Genomic DNA, 16,253 nt, shown 5'->3' on the forward strand with positions numbered 1-16,253 from the left:
TGTTTCGCTTTCGCGGACTTCCATGCCCGCCATTGTCACTTTGGGAGGCGGTAGCGCATCGGTTCGGATTGGATCGATTGTCAGGCGCAGGCTGCATAACCGGAATCTCCACGTGAAGTCGGGCAGCGACGAGCCTGCATGAAAGCGCATGGCCTTCCGTGTCGGGCCCAAGTGGTTCGACACTCTTGCAAAGGATGATTCTCATGCCAAATATCAGACGGCGGCGTTGCGTGGAACCTAAGGCGCTTGCTGTAACCGCTGCTCCAGCACTTCCGGATCTTAACGACGCGAGTACGCGTAGCGCCGCACGTGTCGCTGCGGTGGCCGGCTTTATCCTGTTTCAGGCACTAATGCTGAAATTTTCCATGCATCCCAGGACGCCGGAATATAGCGGGCGCTATATCATCTTGGGAGAACTCCTGATGCCAGCGACCTATTTCCTGCTGGCGTTTGGCCTTCTGGTATCGAGCCATTTCCCGGCCTTTATCAAAGGTCTGCTTGCTCATCAGCCAGCGCATGCCTGGCGTAGTTTCATGGTTCCGCAGATGCTGTTCTATGGCATGACAATGCTCGCGGCGACGCGCCTGATGCCGAATGAATTTACGACCTTCTTGGAGACCGATGAAAGCAGCCAGGCTGTTCCGGTCTTCCTGCTCGCGATAGGGATCTCCGGCACCTTGGTCTGTTCGTTCCTTGCGCTTGCGCCAGCCAGTTACTGGCGATATTTCGCAGCAACGGAAAGGGTACCCTTGATCCTCGCCGCGAGCTTCAGCGTGCTGGCCTACATCGTAGGCATTGTGGCGCAGCATTCCTGGGATTTCCTGGGCGGCCCGACCATGGCGCTGTCGCATTGGTTGCTAGACCTGTTTTTTACGGATGTAATCGCCGACGCTTCGACTGCGCAGCTCGGAACAAGTCGGTTTAGCGTCACGATCGCCTACCAGTGCTCGGGGTACGAGGGGCTTGGCATGATGCTTGTGTTCCTGACCTGGTACCTCTACGCCTTCAAGGCCGAACTCAGATTTCCAAATGCCTTCTTGATGATTCCATTTGGGTTGCTGATCATCTGGCTCTCCAATGCTGTGCGAATTGCCATGCTGATCGGTATCGGAACGCTGGTTTCTCCGGATGTTGCCTTGCAGGGCTTTCACTCGAATGCTGGCTGGATCTGTTTCACAGGCATCGCATTGGGATTTGCCTGTCTCGCCAGCAGCAGCAGATTTTTCATCAGGCAACCAAAAGAGCGCCGGCGCTACATTGATGCGGATACTGCGTGTGTGCTCCCGATGCTGGTGCTTCTGGCGACGACACTATTGTCGGGCGCCTTATCCACCGCCGACTTTACTGGGTTATATCTGCTGCGACCGATAGCAGGCGGGATCGCGATTGCCCTGTTATGGAAATATTTTAGATTTCCCGTTATGAAGGTGCAGGCTTTCCCGGTTGTTGCCGGCATCATCGTCTTTGTCCTATGGATCGGTCTGGGTGAGAGCAGTCCAGAGAAGAACGAACGGTTTGCGTCGACGCTTTTTGGACTTCCAGCAACACTCTCGGCAGCCTGGATCTTTCTTCGCATTATTGGTGCGGTGGTCGTAGTACCTATTGCAGAGGAATTGGCATTCAGGCGCTATATATTTTCGCTGTGCGGGGTGTCTGCCAGCCAGGAAGGAAGCTTGCAAGAGCATACGTGGGTGCCTGTGGCAATCTCATCGCTCATGTTCGGTGCGTTACATCAGGCATGGGTGGCCGGAACGATTGCCGGCCTGATTTATTATTTTGTGATGCAACGTTCTGGACGCTTGTGGGACGCCGTTGTTGCACACGCCGTAACTAATGCGCTTATATCTATGTATGTGCTAACAACAGGCAATTGGTCTTATTGGTGACACGATGTATTCAGGATCGGCTTAATGGAAGATGCGTTAGATTGGAATAAAAGTCATCCAGGGCCTCAATTCAAAATCCTTTTGGCTGCCTGAATGGGTGCAAGCGCGGATTGGAATCGGCCTTCAATGACTCGCACCCCAAAAGCTGATATTTTTCCGGCCTCGCTACTAACCGTATTTCTTGAATTGGAAGCCGGCTAGCGGCGTGCGTGAACAGGCATTTCGGATTCGTGGAACATTTAACCCGCGATCGATTTTCCTTTCGGCAGGTCCACGCGCACGGTGACATGTACGCCTAGAACTTCTTTCATTGCAGATATAATCGTCGCCAGATTTTTAGTCGTGGGATTTCCGCTTTTGCTCAGCATTCGGTGCAGACTTTTGCTATTAATCCCCGTAATCTTTGCCAGGCGTTCAAAACCTATCGTCGCGCCCACCAGTTCACGAAGCATTATTAATTGCCCCATTTCATCTTCAAAGCCTGTGCAATTCAGATGAAACTGCAACGCAATTTGAAAAGCAGTGACTGGGTGAAGGGGATCAGCATAATATGAAGTACTGATCAGCGCGTGGCTTGCATTGGAAATTTCCATGTTAGCATCAAGCGTTTGTTTCGCTTTTCACGATGTTCATTTGATCAGATTCTCAAATAAAGCGGTGCAATCAATCCAGGCCTTAAAACACCCGACAAATTTTTTAGAATCAAATGTGCGATTTTCTGCTAATTATCAACTTCCAGAGCAATCATCAAGTCATCAGATTCTATTAAACCGCCCTCGCCAAGCCTCTTTCGGTTTCACTTCAGCAGGATTTCTTTTCCACGTTCCCTGTTGAGGCGTCTTAAAAAACAATTGCCCTAATTCTAATCAATGACTTACGTTCATGTGCCCAAGCTATTTCTCATTGGTGCGGTTTGCCGCAAAAATTTTCAGTCCAGCATATTTTCATAAGACAACGCAAAAAAATTTCGCATTCATGTTCTAAAAGTAAGATACCCAAGTGCAGCCTTTCCGCGAATACCAGCGTGGATTTTGGGGAGTTTTATTTTTCTCCTTCCACACCGTTTCACTTACACTAAGCCATGTAAAAAAAAGTGACAACCAAATTATTACTATTTTTGACTTCAATCATACGAAAAGTTTTATGAGAAACTTTACCAAACCATACCTAAATTATTGTCGAGCTTTTCCAGTAATCAGACAAAGGCTGAGTTTCTTCAAAACTTGAAAAGTTTCACAAGATAGAAATTTCCGTCACGGAAAATCTCCGGATGGTTTCTTTTTTATTTTTTCAGGTATTTAAAAGCGTTTTTTCGAGAGAACTGGCAAGCGACTCGGCAGTTGGTGTTGCTACTCACAAATGCAGATCATAGGCTGGCCGCAAAGGGTTAAAAGTGCACGCAAGGCGAGGAGATGGCGACTCGTAATTCGAGAGAAGAAATGCTCATTGATTGCCAATATTAAGCTGGAGAGCAATTGCACTTGACTTATACGTTACTGTCATTGAGCAGCTGCAATGCATCCTTGCAATCACGGCAGCATTTGAAGCGAGTGCGGGAACAGTTACCTTGTTCATCCCGCGTTTTTTACTTTCCCGCTAAGGCTCGGCAGCAGGCACTTGCAATGGCGGTATTTCCATGCCTGCGAACTCGATGCAACAGGACCAGGCGAGAAAATGCGGTTTTCGCAGTGCCGCCTTTGCCTTGCCGTGATTCCGAAGAGTTAAATCAGTTACGCCAAAGGCAACAATATCGGTGATGCGACCCCGCCCGCATGCTCCTCCGCCTCCAGCTTGAAGGCCCCAACCACCCCTGCCAGCACGACCGCCTGCTGCTGCAACGCTGCCGCGGACGTATTGGCCCGCTCCACCAGCGCGGCATTCTGTTGCGTGACCTGATCCATCTGCGCGATCGCCGCGTTGACCTGCTCGATCTCGGCAGTCTGCTCGCTGCTGGCGGCGCTGATGTCGGCCAGGATCTCGCTCACGGTGCGGGTGCTGGCGACGATCTCGTTGATCGTCTGGCCGGCATGCTGGACCCGGTTGCCGCCTTCCTTTACCTGACCAACCGACGCTTCGATGAGCACCTTGATTTCCTTGGCGGCGCTGGCTGAGCGCTGCGCCAGGCTGCGCACTTCGCTGGCCACCACCGCGAAGCCGCGGCCGTTCTCGCCGGCGCGGGCCGCTTCCACCGCGGCGTTGAGCGCGAGGATGTTGGTCTGGAAGGCGATGCCATCGATCACGCCGATGATGTCGACGATCTTCTTCGACGACGCGCTGATGGCGTCCATGGTGCCTGCCAGGTCGGCCACGGCGCTGCCGCCCCTGGCCGCCAGGCCCGAAGTGGATGTTGCCAGCGCATGGGCCTCGTGGGCGCCGTCGGCATTGCGCTTTACCCGGCTGGTCAGTTCCTGCATGCTGGCCGCCGTCTGCTGCAGCGAGCTGGCCTGCTCTTCGGTACGCGAAGACAGTTCCAGGTTGCCAGATGCGATCTGATCCGATGCCAGCATGATGGCATCGCTGGTATCGCGGATCTCGGTAACGACATCGGTCAGCTTGTCTTCCATCGCGCCCAGGCCGCGCAGCAAGCGGCCGAAGTCGCCACCGCGGTCGCTGTCGAATTCCTGGCTGAGGTCGCCCGAGGTCACGGTGTCGGCGATCAGCACGGCCTGCTCCAGCGGCTGCGCGGTGCTCCACCTGAGCCACAGCGCACCGCCGACGCCGGCAGCCAGCGCCAGCAGGCCAGCGGCCAGCATCAGCATGCGCGCCCACGCCACATCCGCCGCCAGTTCCGTGGCCCGGTGCGCGGCGACAATGGCTTCCAGCTTCGACGGATCGCCTAGTTCGGCCAGTTGCAGGGCGCCGGCGGCCATGCCGCACAGGCTGAGGACGAGCACAGCGGTGAAGCTGATGCCGATACGCGTGCCGATCTTCAGATCGTCGAATGCCATTTTGTCTCCTGTATTGAATGATTTATGTCGTGCCTGCCTTATCCCAAATGCCCCGGATTGGCTTTTTGCAATAAGTTGTCTAGCGGAAATACATTATTTCACAAAATCATTCATCGCCTGTCTCTTCTTTAAAAAAAACGCTTCCAGACGTTGCCACTGGCGGTGCGTTGCAGGCAAAGGCGCCTGGTACGGGTAGGCGAGCAAAGGCAGGCTGCTGTCAATGAATTCACCGATCTTTGCCGGCGCAGCCTTCGGCCAATGAACGCGTCCCTGGAGCCACGGGTTTGCTGCTCCGGCGCAAAGATGCAGCCGAATTTCGCATGCATCCCCATTAACCAACTTTTATTATCTATTTGGTGAATTACACGGTGAAAAACCGGACGTTACCCGATATGCCTCTCCAAATTTTCCCCGCATAGCCCTGCCGTTTTTCGCTTGACCTAAATTGTACGGCGAGACTATCATGGCTTTATTAACTATTCGGTTAATTAAAACGATCCCTGGCCGGCACAGACTTGCCGCACGGCCATCAAACAGAGACGAGGAGACATCATGAAAGCTGTTCGATACGCAGGCCTGGCCTGCATTGCAGGACTGATGCACGTTACCGCAGCGGCGCAGGGGCCGGTCTATCCCACCAAGCCGATCCGGGTCGTGGTGCCCTTTACCGCCGGCAGCACCACCGACATCATTGCCCGCGCCATCACCGACAAGCTCAGCGCCAGCCTGGGCCAGCAGGTCATCGTCGACAACCGCGGCGGCGCGGGCGGAACCATCGGCGCGGCGGCGGTCGCGCACGCGGCGCCGGACGGCTACACGCTGCTGATCCATTCCTCGTCGCACACGGTCAGCCCGTCGACCTTTGCCAAGCTGCCCTACGACACCATCAAGGACTTCGCCGGCGTGACGCCCATCGCCACCCTGCCCAATGTGCTGGTGGTCTCGCCGACCAAGAACCTGCGTTCGGTGAAGGAGCTGGTCGACAGCGCCAAGGCCAAGCCCGGCAGCCTGAACTTTGCCTCCGCCGGCCAGGGCAGCGCCACCCACCTGAATGCGGAGAAGTTCAAGGTGCAGGCCGGCATCAACACCACCCACATCCCGTTCAAGGGCTCGCCGGAAGCGGTCAATGAAGTGCTGGCCGGCCGCGTCGAATACTATTTCTCGCCGATCGCGCCGGTGCTGGCGCAGATCCGGGAAGGCCGGCTGCTGGCGCTGGCGGTCGGATCGCCCAAGCGCTCCAGCGCCCTGCCCGACATCCCGACCACGGCCGAAGCCGGCGTGCCCAACTCCGAATTCAATTTCTGGATCGGCATGATGGCGCCCGCGAAGACACCGCGCGAGATCGTCGCCAAGCTGCATGCCGAAGTGCAGAAGGCGCTCGCTTCCGAGGATGTGAAGGAGCGCTTCGCCAAGCTCGGCGCCGAGGTCTGGACCCTGCCGCCCGAGCAGTTCGACCAGTACATCCGGGAAGAGATCAGCGTCAATTCGAAGCTGGTGAAGGATGCCGGCATCGCCCCGCAATAAGCAAGCAATAAGCAAGCAAACTGCAATCACACCACACCGCACCACCGAAGGAGAAACCATGGCTACACAACGACTCGGCCTGATCATGCATGGCGTCACCGGCCGCATGGGCATGAACCAGCACCTGATCCGCTCCATCGTCGCCATCCGCAAGCAGGGCGGCGTGACGCTGTCCAATGGCGACCGGGTGATGCCCGACCCTATCCTGATCGGCCGCAACGCCGAGAAGATCGCGGCGCTGGCCGGAGCCCACGGCATCGAGCGCTGGGGCACCAACCTGGAAGAGGCGCTGGCCAATCCGGAGGACACCGTGTTCTTCGATGCCGGCACCACCCAGATGCGCCCCACGCTGCTGGCGCAGGCCATCCGCGCCGGCAAGCATGTCTATTGCGAAAAGCCGATCGCCACTAACCTGAACGAAGCGGTGGAAATCGCCAGGCTGGCCCAGCGCTCGGGCCTGAAGCATGGCGCGGTGCAGGACAAGCTGTTCCTGCCCGGCCTGCGCAAGCTCGACATGCTGCGCCGGGCGGGCTTCTTCGGCAAGATGCTGGCGGTGCGCATTGAATTCGGCTACTGGGTGTTCGAAGGCGACCTGCAGCCGATACAGCGGCCTTCCTGGAATTACCGCAAGGAAGACGGCGGCGGCATGATCCTCGACATGATGTGCCACTGGCGCTACGTGCTGGACAACCTGTTCGGCGAAGTGCAGTCGATCTCCTGCCTTGGCGCCACCCATATTCCGAAACGCTGGGACGAGTCGGGCAAGCCTTATGAAGCCACCGCCGACGACGCGGCCTATGCCACGCTGGAACTGAAGGGCCACAACGGCGAGCGCGTGATCGCCCAGGTCAACAGCTCGTGGGCCACCCGGGTCAAGCGCGACGACCTGGTGACCTTCCATGTCGACGGCACCGAAGGCTCGGCGGTCGCCACCCTCACCGAGTGCCGCTCGCAGTCGCGGGTCAACACGCCGCGCCCGGTGTGGAACCCGGACCAGAAGCAGACCATGCCTTTCCTGGATCAGTGGGCCGAGGTGCCCGACACCCAGGAATACGACAACGGCTTCAAGATCCAGTGGGAGCAGTTCATCCGCCACGTGGTGGAGGATGCGCCCTACCGTTACACGCTGCCGGAAGGCGCCAAGGGCGTGCAGCTGGTGGAGGATGCGCTGCAAAGCTGGAAAGAGCGGCGCTGGGTCGACGTGCAGGCGCTGCCGCTGTGAGGCCGACGATGATGCCGTCACTGCAACTGCCGGGAGCCGACGGTGCGCTCCACAACTACACGCCCAGCATGAGAACGCCAATCGTCGCACCCGACAGGCCGGCCTTCAACCGCATCGCCTATTCGGCCGCGCACGTGGTGGCCGACCCGCTCGCCGCGATCGATCCATGGATGCAAGCCGCAGTCGACTGGGACGCCACCATCGCCTACCGCCGGCGGCTGTGGTCCATGGGCCTGGGCGTGGCCGAGGCGATGGACACCGCGCAGCGCGGCATGGGCCTGGACTGGAACACGTCGCTTGAGCTGATACGCCGCTCGCTCGACGCGGCGCGCGACTATCCCGGCGCGCTGGTGGCCTCCGGCTGCGGCACCGACCAGCTGCCGCCCGAGTCGGCGCGCAACGTCGACGACGTGATCCGGGCCTACGAGGAACAGATGGAAGCCATCGAAGCGCTGGGCGGCAAGCTGATCCTGATGGCCAGCCGCGCGCTGGCCCGGGTGGCCGCCGGCCCGGCCGACTACGAGCGGGTGTACAACCGCCTGCTGCAGCAGGCGAAGCAGCCGGTCATCCTGCACTGGCTGGGCGACATGTTCGACCCGGCGCTGGCCGGCTACTGGGGCAGCGCCGATATCGACCAAGCCATGGAGACGGCGCTGGGCATCATCGGCGCCAATCCCGGCAAGGTGGACGGCATCAAGATCTCGCTCCTGGACAAGGACCGCGAAATCGCGATGCGGCGCCGCCTGCCGCCGGGCGTGCGCATGTACACCGGCGACGACTTCAACTATGCCGAGCTGATCGCCGGCGATGGCGAAGGCGCGCTGCCCAGCCATCGCAGCAGCGACGCACTGCTGGGCATCTTCGATGCGATCGCGCCGGCCGCCAGCGCCGCGCTGTCTGAACTGGCTGCCGGCAACGAGCAAGCCTTCCACGCGATCCTCGCGCCCACGGTGCCGCTGTCGCGACACATCTTCCGCGCCCCCACCCGCTACTACAAGACCGGCGTGGTGTTCATGGCCTGGCTCAACGGCCACCAGAAGCACTTCACCATGGTGGGCGGCCAGCACAGCACCCGCTCGCTGGTGCACTTCGCCGAACTGTTCCGCCTGGCCGACGCCGCCGGCCTGATCGAGCAGCCGGAACTGGCGGTGCGCCGGATGCGGCACCTGCTGGCGCTGCATGGCGTTGGAGATTGAGATGCGCGACTTTTCCCAAGACCATCGCTGGCTGTCGATCAACACCGCCACCGTGCGCGCGCAATGGAAGCTCGACCGCATCATCGAGGAATGCGCCCGGCGCGAGATCCGCGCGATCTCGCCCTGGCGCGACCAGGTCGCCGAAGCCGGGCTGGACGCGGTGGCGCGGCTGCTGCGCGAGACCGGCATCGCGCTTTCCGGCTACTGCCGCGGCGGCATGTTTCCCGCGACCACCCGGGAAGGCCGGCAGACCGCGCTCGACGACAACCGGCGCGCGGTCGATGAAGCCCGCGCGCTCGACGCCGCCTGCCTGGTGCTGGTGGTGGGCGGCCTGCCGGGCGGCCTGCAGGGCAGGCCCGAGCACAAGGACATTGCGGCCGCCCGCGACGATGTGCGCGACGGCATCGCCGCCACGCTGGAATACGCCAGGAGCGTGGGCATGCCGCTGGCCATCGAGCCGCTGCATCCGATGTATGCCGGCGACCGCGCCTGCGTCAACACCATGGCCCAGGCGCTGGACCTGTGCGACCTGCTCGATCCCGGCCGCAGCGGCGCGCTGGGCGTGGCGCTGGATGTCTACCATGTCTGGTGGGACCCGGAACTGGAAGCGCAGATCCGGCGCGCCGGGCACGAGCGGCTGCTCGCCTTCCACGTCTGCGACTGGCTGCTGCCCACCCGCGACCTGCTGAACGACCGCGGCATGATGGGCGACGGCGTGATCGACATTCCCCGTATCCGCGGCTGGGTTGAAGAGGCGGGCTTTGCCGGCTACAGCGAGGTCGAGATCTTCTCGGCGGAAAACTGGTGGAAGCGCGACGGCGGCGAAGTGCTTGACACCTGCATACAGCGTCACCGCAGCGCGGTATGAGCCGGCTGGCCGCCGCTGCGTCGCAAGGTGGCGGCCGGCTTCATCGCATGGAACGAGCATGCATGCCCGCCAGCGGGTATGCTTGCCGCTTTCACCATCGTTTCAAGCAGGCATCCAAGGCCAATGAGCAATTCCATCCCTGAAGACACGGCCGACACGGCCGATGCACCCCCCGGCCTGACCGGCCGCAACGCGGCGCGCACCCGCCAGGCCATCATCGAAGCGGCCACCGATGAATTCGCCGCCCTCGGCCTGGGCGGCGCCCGCATCGACGCCATCGCGGCGCGCGCCGGTTTGAACAAGCGCCTGCTCTACTACTACTTCGGCAACAAGGAAGCGCTGTTCCAGGCGGTGCTGGAGCGTGCCTATGAAAACATCCGCAGCGCCGAGCGCGCGCTGCAGTTGGACGAGATCGACCCGGTCGAGGCGATACGGCGGCTGGTGTCCTTCACCTGGCATTACTACATCACGCATCCGGAATTTCTCACGCTGCTCAACAGCGAGAACCTGCACCAGGCCGCGCACCTGAAGAACTCGGCGCAGATACAGGCAATGAATTCCCCGCTGATCCAGACCCTGGACCAGGTGCTGGAGCGCGGCCGCGCCGCCGGCCTGTTTCGCGGCGGCGTCGATCCGCTGCAGCTGTACATCTCGATTGCGGCGCTGTCCTTCTTTTATCTGTCGAACCGGCATACGCTGTCGGTGGTGTTCGGGCGCGACCTGCAAAGCCCGAAGGCCGAGGCGGAGCGGCTGTCGCACATGACTGAACTGGTGCTGGGTTACGTGCTGCGCTGAAGCCGAATGCGACTGATTCAGGGAAGAACAGTTGCGGTGGCCGTTGCGGTGGCTTGTGAACTGTCGCTGCGCAGACTTCAAAAGCAATAGCAACCGCAACCGCACATCCCCGGACCAAACCGCAACGCGCCCGCCCAGCGAGTCGTTCACGGCCGGCGTGCCGCCCGCGCAAACCACACCGGTATCGCCAGGCGACTCACGCCGGGCGCCCTAGTGCGGCGAAGAGGCGCATTCGATGCTGCTGCGCACCACCTTGCCTATCGTCAGGCCCTGCACCAGGATCGAGAACACCACCACCATGTAAGTCAGCGCGACGATGATGTCGCGCTGCGGTCCAGCCGGGAGCGAGAGGGCGAGCGCCACGGAAATGCCGCCGCGCAGGCCCCCCCATGTCAGCACTTTCCAGGCGCCTGTGGGCAAGCGGAACATGAAGCGCAGCAGGCGGATCGGCAGGCCCACGGTCAGCACGCGGGCCAGCAGCGTGACACCGATGGCAATCAGGCCGGCCGTCAGCAAACCCTGCGCACTGGTGATCACGATGATTTCCAGGCCGATCAGCACGAACAGCACCGCGTTAAGTATTTCGTCGATCAATTCCCAGAACATGTCGACATGGCGGCGGGTCTGTTCCGACATGGCCAGCGCCCTGCCATGGTTGCCGATGATGAGGCCTACCACCACCATCGCCAGCGGCCCCGATACGTGCAGCTTGCTGGCCAGCGCATAGCCGCCGATCACCGCCGCCAGCGTGACCAGCACTTCTTCCTGGTAGCTGTCGATGCTCTTGAGCATGCGATAGGTGACATAGCCGATGACCAGTCCCAGCAAAATGCCGCCGCCGGCTTCCTCCAGCAGCAGCAGCGCGCCTTCCGCCAAGCCGGGAACCCTGCCGCTGTGGGCCACGGACAGCAGCAGCGAGAACAGCACCACGCCAACGCCGTCATTGAACAGGGATTCGCCCGCGATCACCAGTTCCACGTTCTTCGGCGCGCCGGCGGACTTGAGGATGCCCATCACGGCGATCGGATCGGTCGGCGAGATCAGTGCGCCGAAGAGTAGGCAATACGTCAGCGGCATTGCCAGCGGCGTGTAGGACAGGCCAAGCCACAGCAGCAGTCCAACGACGAGCGTGGAGGCCATGGTGCCGATGATGGCCAGGAGGCCGATCTGCCAGCGGTAGGCCCGCAGTTCGCTCAGGTCCACGTGCAGGGCGCCGGCGAACAGCAGCAGCGACAGCATGCCTTCCATCAGCAGGTCCGAGAAGTCCACCCGATGCAGCAGCGATTCCTCGAAGTCGCGCAATACGCCGAAGCCCAGCGCATCCAGGCCGATCGTGACCAGCGACAGCGCAAGTGCAATGATCATCACGCCGATAGTGGCGGGAAAACCGATGAACCTGCGGTTCAGATAGGCCAGTACGGCAGTGAGCGTCAGAAAAATCGCGGCGATATCAAGCATGCAGCTCCTTGGTTGTTTCTGGTGCGCCAGACGGGATGTGCAGGGCCTCAGGCCTTGTCGCGGCGGCTGACCCGGCGCAGGGTCCACAGCGCCATGCGCTGCATGACCACCAGCAGCGCCGTAATGCCGACCGCCATGCAAAATAGCAGCAGATTGCTGGCATCGCCAGACCTCAGGCCAAAACTCAGTGCGCTGGAGACGGCAGGCGGATGCATGGCATCGCTGACGATCATCAGGCCGATGGCAAGCACCATGGCCAGTCCGCCGGACAGATAGCCCGGCCCCAGCCACTGGTAGCAGACCAGGCCAATCACGGCCGAGCCGATCTGCGCGAGCAGCAGCGTCCTGATCTGGTTGACCGCATGTTCCGGATCGAGATAGATCAGGAAGGCGCTGGAGGCCAGCGACGCAAACAGCAGCCGCTGACTGCTCAGCGCTTCGACCAGCGCCAGCACCAGCAGCACGGTGGCCATCGGCATGAAGGCCAGCAGCAGTTCGCCCTTCAGGCCGATGCGCTTGCGGCGCGCGCTCATGGCGGGGCTGCCGGCCTGGATTCCATCGGCCGGGACACCTTGCTTTCCTGTTCCATTTCCTTGCTCAGGAAATAGTTCAGCGCGGTACGGATGATGGCGATCGCCGCCAGCTTGCCGATGCGCTCCCAGGTCGGCGCCACCGATGTCGACAAGATGTCGGCCGCCAGCTGGAGTTCCAGCGCCAGCGTCAGGTAACGGGCAAACGACAGCCTTACCGCGCCGAAGCCGGTCGACTGCGCATTGCGCATCTGCCGCAGCAGCCCGATCACGGCAACCACCACGCCGACGGCAATCACGATGGCGCCCAGGGTTTCCACCAGCAGGCGCAGCCATTCAACGCTGGACTGTACGGTTTCCTCGACTTGAGCGAACAAAGCAGGTTCCTCCTCGATCAATGCATGGTGGCCGGAGAAGGCGGCGCTCACGGCTGCCTGCACCGCGGTCAGGCTAATCCGGCATCGGGAAGAAGACCTTGCGCAGAATCGTGCCTCGCCCCGGGAAGGTGCGCTGCGCCGATGGCAATGGGCAGGCGCGTTGAGCCGGCGCAAGGCAGCAATAGAGCCGCAGAGAGCGCCCACGCTACCGTGGTAACGGGGATATGGCATGCCGCCACCGTGGCAGGTCTGTTATTGTTTGCCCGGCGCGCCACGCGCAGGCAGCATGCGGCGCGGCGCAAGACCCGATAGCTGACTACGGAGCATCTCCTTGAACGACCTGAACCCGGCGCATCGCATCGATACCCTGGAAGCCCTTGAAGCGCTGTATGGCGCGCCCATCGCAGCCAGCCTGGCGAAGGAGGCCGACCATGTCCATCCCCATTACCGGCGCCTGATCGAGGCATCGCCCTTCGCGGTGCTGGCCACCGCGGGGCCGGGCGGGCTGGATGCATCGCCGCGCGGCGACCCGGCGGGATTCGTCCGGGTGCATGACGAGAAGACCTTGCTGCTGCCCGACCGGCGCGGCAACAACCGCATCGACAGCCTGAGCAATATCCTGCACGACCCCAGGGTGGCGCTGCTGTTCCTGCTTCCTGGCATGGGCGAAGCCCTGCGCGTGAATGGACGCGCCAGCATCCATGCCGATCCGGACTTGCTGTCTGGCTTCGCCATCGACGGCAAGGCGCCGCGCACGGTGCTCAAGATCGTGGTGGACACGGTGTTCTTCCAATGCGCGCGCGCGATACTCCGGTCCCGCTTGTGGGACCCGGCGGCGCACGTCGACCGGGCCAGCCTGCCCAGCACCGGCACCATACTGGCCGCGCTGTCGCGGGCGGAGATCGATGGCGAACAGTACGACGCCGGGCTCGCGGCGCGGCTCAGGGACAGCATGTACTGAGCGGCCGGCCGCCCTTGCGGCGGCGGCCGGGCCTGCTTACATCGGCGAGAACGACACTGACTTCAGGATCTTGTTTTCCTGATGCTGCACATTGCCGGCGGCGCCGCTCTTGGCGCGGTAGGCCGCCCATTCCGGATCGGCTTCCAGGGCTGCGCGGCGCTGCTCGCGGTCAGCCAGGCTTTCATAGCCCCACAGATGCACCACCTGGTTGTTGGTGCCGATCTCGGTCACGAAATAACCGACCGGGTCGCCCTGGTGACGGCGCTGCACCGGCAGGCCCTCGCGTTCGTACAGCTCCAGAAAGGCCTTCAGGCGTCCCGGCACCATGGTGTAAGTGCGTAAATCGATGATCATCTGCGTGTTGCTCCTGTTGTGATGGGTTGTGGTTAATCTGCGCTTGCGCCCGACTTCTGCACCAGCGCGCGCCAGCGTTCGATGTCGGCATTGACGAAGGTCTGGAATTCCTGATGCTGGTTGCCGATCGGATCGGCGCCAAGGTCGCGCAGCCGCGATTGCACCGCCGGATCCGCTACCGCGGCGGCAATGTCGCGGCTGATTTTGTCGACCAGCGGCTGCGGCGTGGCGCGCGGCGCGAACATGCCGAACCAGGACTGCAAGTCGATCTCCTTGAAGCCCGACTCGGCGAAGGTCGGCACCTCGGGCTGCTGGCGGCTGCGCTGCCGGCCGGTGATGGCAAGTGCATGCAGCCGGCCCGATTTCACCTGCGCCTGGGCCTCGGGCAGGTTGGCGAACATCACCTGGATCTGGCCGCCGAGCAGGTCGTTCATGGCCAGCGTGCCGCCCTTGTAGGCCACATGTACCATGCCGGCGCCGGACGCAGTATTGAAGAGCTCGCCCGCCAGATGGGCCGCGGTGCCGACGCCGCCGGAGCCGAAATTGAGCTTGCCGGGCTGGCTGGCGGCATAGGCGGCGAGTTGTTTCGCCGAGCTGGCAGGCACATCCGGATGCGCCACCAGGATCAGCGGCACCGATGCCAGGTTGGAGATGGCGGCGAAATCCTTGCTGAGGCTATAGTCCAGCTTGCGGTAGAGCGAGGTATTGATCGCATGGCTGGAGGTCGCCATCAGCAGGGTATAGCCGTCAGCCGGCGACCTGGCCGCCTGCACCGCGCCGATATTGCCGTTGGCGCCCGCCCGGTTGTCGACGATGACCGATTGCCCCCATTTCTCCGACAGCTTCTGCGCCACCGTGCGGGCGATCACGTCGGTCGCGCCGCCTGGCGCGAAGGGCACGATCAGGCGCACAGGGCGGTTGGGAAAGTCATCGGCTTTCTGCTGGGCGTGTGCGAATGGCATTGCGCACAGCGCAAGGGCCAGCACCATGCGGCGGGTCAGGTATTTCATCGCGTCTCCTGGACAGGGATTGTCGGCGGCCTGTGCCGCTGCATGCGTCTGGCATGCGGCCGGCATCGGCTCTTGTGCAGGAAGCGTAAGGGATGCTTTCCGCGGAACGTTAGGACGCAAGCGTGTTTTGCTTGGACTTTTCCGCGCGGCGGCAGGCTTGCCGGTCCGTCAGAACACCGGCCCGGCGTAGCGCTTCTTGAATTCGAGCGGGCTGGACGCCGTATGCTTTTTGAAAAAGCGCGAGAAGTAGGCCGGGTCGTCGAAGTTGAGCCGGTAGCACACTTCGGACACGCCGAGTTCGGACTGGGTCAGCAGCCGCTTTGCTTCCAGCAGTATCCGTTCCTGGATCAGCGCCGACGCCGTCTTGCCCGTGGCCTGCCTGATTGCCTCGTTCAGGCGGCGCTCGGTGACCCGCAGCGCCGCGGCGTAATCGCGCACCGGCATCGCCTGCAGGCAGTGCTGCTCGACCAGCAGCTTGAAGCGCCTGGCCAGGACGACATGCCGGGGCGCGGTCTCGGGCGCGGCGCGTTCTGGCTGGAGACGGCGCAGGCGCGTCAGCAGCATCAGGGTCAGGGCGCGGATGGCGTCGGTGCGCCATGCCGCGTTGCCGTCGAATTCCTGCGCGATGGATTCCAGCAGCGGCAGCAGTTCGCGATGTTGCTGCGCCGTCAGGTAAAGGGCGGGATGGGCATTGGCGACATGGAAGAAGGGTATGTCTTCCGGGCGCGGATAGATCTGCAGGAAGAATTCGGCGCTGAAGTTGAGCACATAGCCGGCGGGGGCGATGTCGGACTTCCAGGCGTGCATCTGGCCGGGTGCGATGAAGAACACCGAATGCGGCCTGACTTCCAGGGTCTCGAAATCCAGCAGGTGCTGCCCGCGCGCATCGGAAATCCACAGCAGGTGGTAGTAGCCATGCCGGTGCAGGAAAGGCCGCGGCACGTCATCGCGGCCATCGAGCCGGACCAGGTCGAACAGGAAGGTATCGGTATCGGCATTGAAGCTCGACACCGGGAAGTTGGGCAAAGTATCGATGTTGCGCATGGTGGCGGATCATGCCCGAAATTGGCGCGGCCCGCACGGGTGATGTGCCGCGCTCAAACAGACGCCGCACCTTCCCCCCT

General features: G+C 61.7%; 15 protein-coding genes. 7 read left to right on the plus strand and 8 right to left on the minus strand.

Annotated features, from left to right (window positions below):
* Positions 1–203 precede the first annotated feature (203 nt).
* Positions 204–1,886 carry an exosortase E/protease, VPEID-CTERM system gene (gene xrtE / locus ABC383_RS26570; RefSeq protein WP_413018813.1) on the plus strand — a complete coding sequence of 561 codons (1,683 nt, stop codon included), beginning with the start codon at positions 204–206 and terminating at the stop codon, positions 1,884–1,886.
* Between the two features lie 239 nt (positions 1,887–2,125).
* Here xrtE and ABC383_RS26575 read toward each other — a convergent pair whose 3' ends face one another.
* Positions 2,126–2,479: a helix-turn-helix domain-containing transcriptional regulator gene (locus ABC383_RS26575; RefSeq protein ID WP_413018815.1), complete on the minus strand. Its 354-nt coding sequence runs from the start codon at positions 2,477–2,479 to the stop codon at positions 2,126–2,128.
* Positions 2,480–3,616: 1,137 nt separating this feature from the next.
* Positions 3,617–4,834, minus strand: a complete 1,218-nt coding sequence (locus ABC383_RS26580; protein ID WP_413018817.1) for a methyl-accepting chemotaxis protein — start codon at positions 4,832–4,834, stop codon at positions 3,617–3,619.
* A gap of 552 nt (positions 4,835–5,386) precedes the next feature.
* Here ABC383_RS26580 and ABC383_RS26585 point away from each other — a divergent pair.
* The 5 genes from ABC383_RS26585 (at position 5,387) to ABC383_RS26605 (ending at position 10,439) form a co-directional block, all read left to right on the plus strand.
* On the plus strand, positions 5,387–6,358 hold the full coding sequence (locus ABC383_RS26585; protein ID WP_413018819.1) for a tripartite tricarboxylate transporter substrate binding protein: 972 nt from the start codon (positions 5,387–5,389) through the stop codon (positions 6,356–6,358).
* A gap of 58 nt (positions 6,359–6,416) precedes the next feature.
* Positions 6,417–7,580: a Gfo/Idh/MocA family protein gene (locus ABC383_RS26590; RefSeq protein WP_413018821.1), complete on the plus strand. Its 1,164-nt coding sequence runs from the start codon at positions 6,417–6,419 to the stop codon at positions 7,578–7,580.
* Between the two features lie 8 nt (positions 7,581–7,588).
* Complete coding sequence (locus ABC383_RS26595) at positions 7,589–8,776, plus strand: dihydrodipicolinate synthase family protein (protein ID WP_413018823.1); 1,188 nt, start codon at positions 7,589–7,591, stop codon at positions 8,774–8,776.
* 1 nt (position 8,777) lies between these two features.
* Positions 8,778–9,644, plus strand: a complete 867-nt coding sequence (locus ABC383_RS26600; RefSeq protein ID WP_413018825.1) for a sugar phosphate isomerase/epimerase family protein — start codon at positions 8,778–8,780, stop codon at positions 9,642–9,644.
* A gap of 123 nt (positions 9,645–9,767) precedes the next feature.
* Positions 9,768–10,439 (plus strand): TetR family transcriptional regulator, encoded by a 672-nt coding sequence (locus ABC383_RS26605; RefSeq protein ID WP_413018826.1) that lies wholly within the window; start codon positions 9,768–9,770, stop codon positions 10,437–10,439.
* 210 nt (positions 10,440–10,649) lie between these two features.
* Here ABC383_RS26605 and ABC383_RS26610 read toward each other — a convergent pair whose 3' ends face one another.
* The 3 genes from ABC383_RS26610 to ABC383_RS26620 are packed head-to-tail and all read right to left on the minus strand — an operon-like array spanning position 10,650 to position 12,855.
* A complete protein-coding gene (locus ABC383_RS26610; RefSeq protein WP_413018828.1) occupies positions 10,650–11,897 on the minus strand; it encodes a cation:proton antiporter in 1,248 nt (415 codons plus the stop codon).
* A gap of 47 nt (positions 11,898–11,944) precedes the next feature.
* Entirely contained in the window at positions 11,945–12,430 is a 486-nt protein-coding gene (locus ABC383_RS26615; protein ID WP_413018830.1) for an HPP family protein, read from the minus strand.
* Positions 12,427–12,855, minus strand: a complete 429-nt coding sequence (locus tag ABC383_RS26620; RefSeq protein ID WP_413018831.1) for a DUF1622 domain-containing protein — start codon at positions 12,853–12,855, stop codon at positions 12,427–12,429. The genes ABC383_RS26615 and ABC383_RS26620 overlap by 4 nt, the downstream gene beginning before the upstream one ends.
* 280 nt (positions 12,856–13,135) lie before the next feature.
* On the opposite strand from ABC383_RS26620, the gene ABC383_RS26625 reads away from it, so the two are divergent.
* Entirely contained in the window at positions 13,136–13,765 is a 630-nt protein-coding gene (locus ABC383_RS26625) for a pyridoxamine 5'-phosphate oxidase family protein (RefSeq protein ID WP_413018833.1), read from the plus strand.
* Between the two features lie 36 nt (positions 13,766–13,801).
* On the opposite strand, the gene ABC383_RS26630 is transcribed toward ABC383_RS26625, so the two are convergent.
* The 3 genes from ABC383_RS26630 to ABC383_RS26640 all read right to left on the minus strand — a co-directional run bounded on the left by ABC383_RS26630 (position 13,802) and on the right by ABC383_RS26640 (position 16,173).
* Complete coding sequence (locus tag ABC383_RS26630; RefSeq protein WP_413018835.1) at positions 13,802–14,119, minus strand: NIPSNAP family protein; 318 nt, start codon at positions 14,117–14,119, stop codon at positions 13,802–13,804.
* 32 nt (positions 14,120–14,151) lie between these two features.
* Entirely contained in the window at positions 14,152–15,129 is a 978-nt protein-coding gene (locus tag ABC383_RS26635) for a Bug family tripartite tricarboxylate transporter substrate binding protein (protein ID WP_413018837.1), read from the minus strand.
* A 168-nt stretch (positions 15,130–15,297) separates the two neighbouring features.
* Positions 15,298–16,173 (minus strand): helix-turn-helix domain-containing protein, encoded by an 876-nt coding sequence (locus ABC383_RS26640; protein WP_413018839.1) that lies wholly within the window; start codon positions 16,171–16,173, stop codon positions 15,298–15,300.
* Positions 16,174–16,253: the final 80 nt, after the last annotated feature.

Origin of the sequence: Noviherbaspirillum phoenicis (assembly GCF_047237965.1) — a bacterium.
GTDB lineage: Bacteria > Pseudomonadota > Gammaproteobacteria > Burkholderiales > Burkholderiaceae_D > Noviherbaspirillum_A.

What these genes read in the sequence shown, in the direction of transcription:
- ABC383_RS26575 (WP_413018815.1), bottom strand. Translation starts at nt 2,479, where the DNA reads ATGGAAATTTCCAATGCAAGCCACGCGCTGATCAGTACTTCATATTAT.
- ABC383_RS26580 (WP_413018817.1), bottom strand. Translation starts at nt 4,834, where the DNA reads ATGGCATTCGACGATCTGAAGATCGGCACGCGTATCGGCATCAGCTTC.
- ABC383_RS26605 (WP_413018826.1), top strand. Translation starts at nt 9,768, where the DNA reads ATGAGCAATTCCATCCCTGAAGACACGGCCGACACGGCCGATGCACCC.
- xrtE (WP_413018813.1), top strand. Translation starts at nt 204, where the DNA reads ATGCCAAATATCAGACGGCGGCGTTGCGTGGAACCTAAGGCGCTTGCT.
- ABC383_RS26595 (WP_413018823.1), top strand. Translation starts at nt 7,589, where the DNA reads ATGATGCCGTCACTGCAACTGCCGGGAGCCGACGGTGCGCTCCACAAC.
- ABC383_RS26590 (WP_413018821.1), top strand. Translation starts at nt 6,417, where the DNA reads ATGGCTACACAACGACTCGGCCTGATCATGCATGGCGTCACCGGCCGC.
- ABC383_RS26615 (WP_413018830.1), bottom strand. Translation starts at nt 12,430, where the DNA reads ATGAGCGCGCGCCGCAAGCGCATCGGCCTGAAGGGCGAACTGCTGCTG.
- ABC383_RS26630 (WP_413018835.1), bottom strand. Translation starts at nt 14,119, where the DNA reads ATGATCATCGATTTACGCACTTACACCATGGTGCCGGGACGCCTGAAG.
- ABC383_RS26600 (WP_413018825.1), top strand. Translation starts at nt 8,778, where the DNA reads ATGCGCGACTTTTCCCAAGACCATCGCTGGCTGTCGATCAACACCGCC.
- ABC383_RS26610 (WP_413018828.1), bottom strand. Translation starts at nt 11,897, where the DNA reads ATGCTTGATATCGCCGCGATTTTTCTGACGCTCACTGCCGTACTGGCC.
- ABC383_RS26640 (WP_413018839.1), bottom strand. Translation starts at nt 16,173, where the DNA reads ATGCGCAACATCGATACTTTGCCCAACTTCCCGGTGTCGAGCTTCAAT.
- ABC383_RS26585 (WP_413018819.1), top strand. Translation starts at nt 5,387, where the DNA reads ATGAAAGCTGTTCGATACGCAGGCCTGGCCTGCATTGCAGGACTGATG.
- ABC383_RS26635 (WP_413018837.1), bottom strand. Translation starts at nt 15,129, where the DNA reads ATGAAATACCTGACCCGCCGCATGGTGCTGGCCCTTGCGCTGTGCGCA.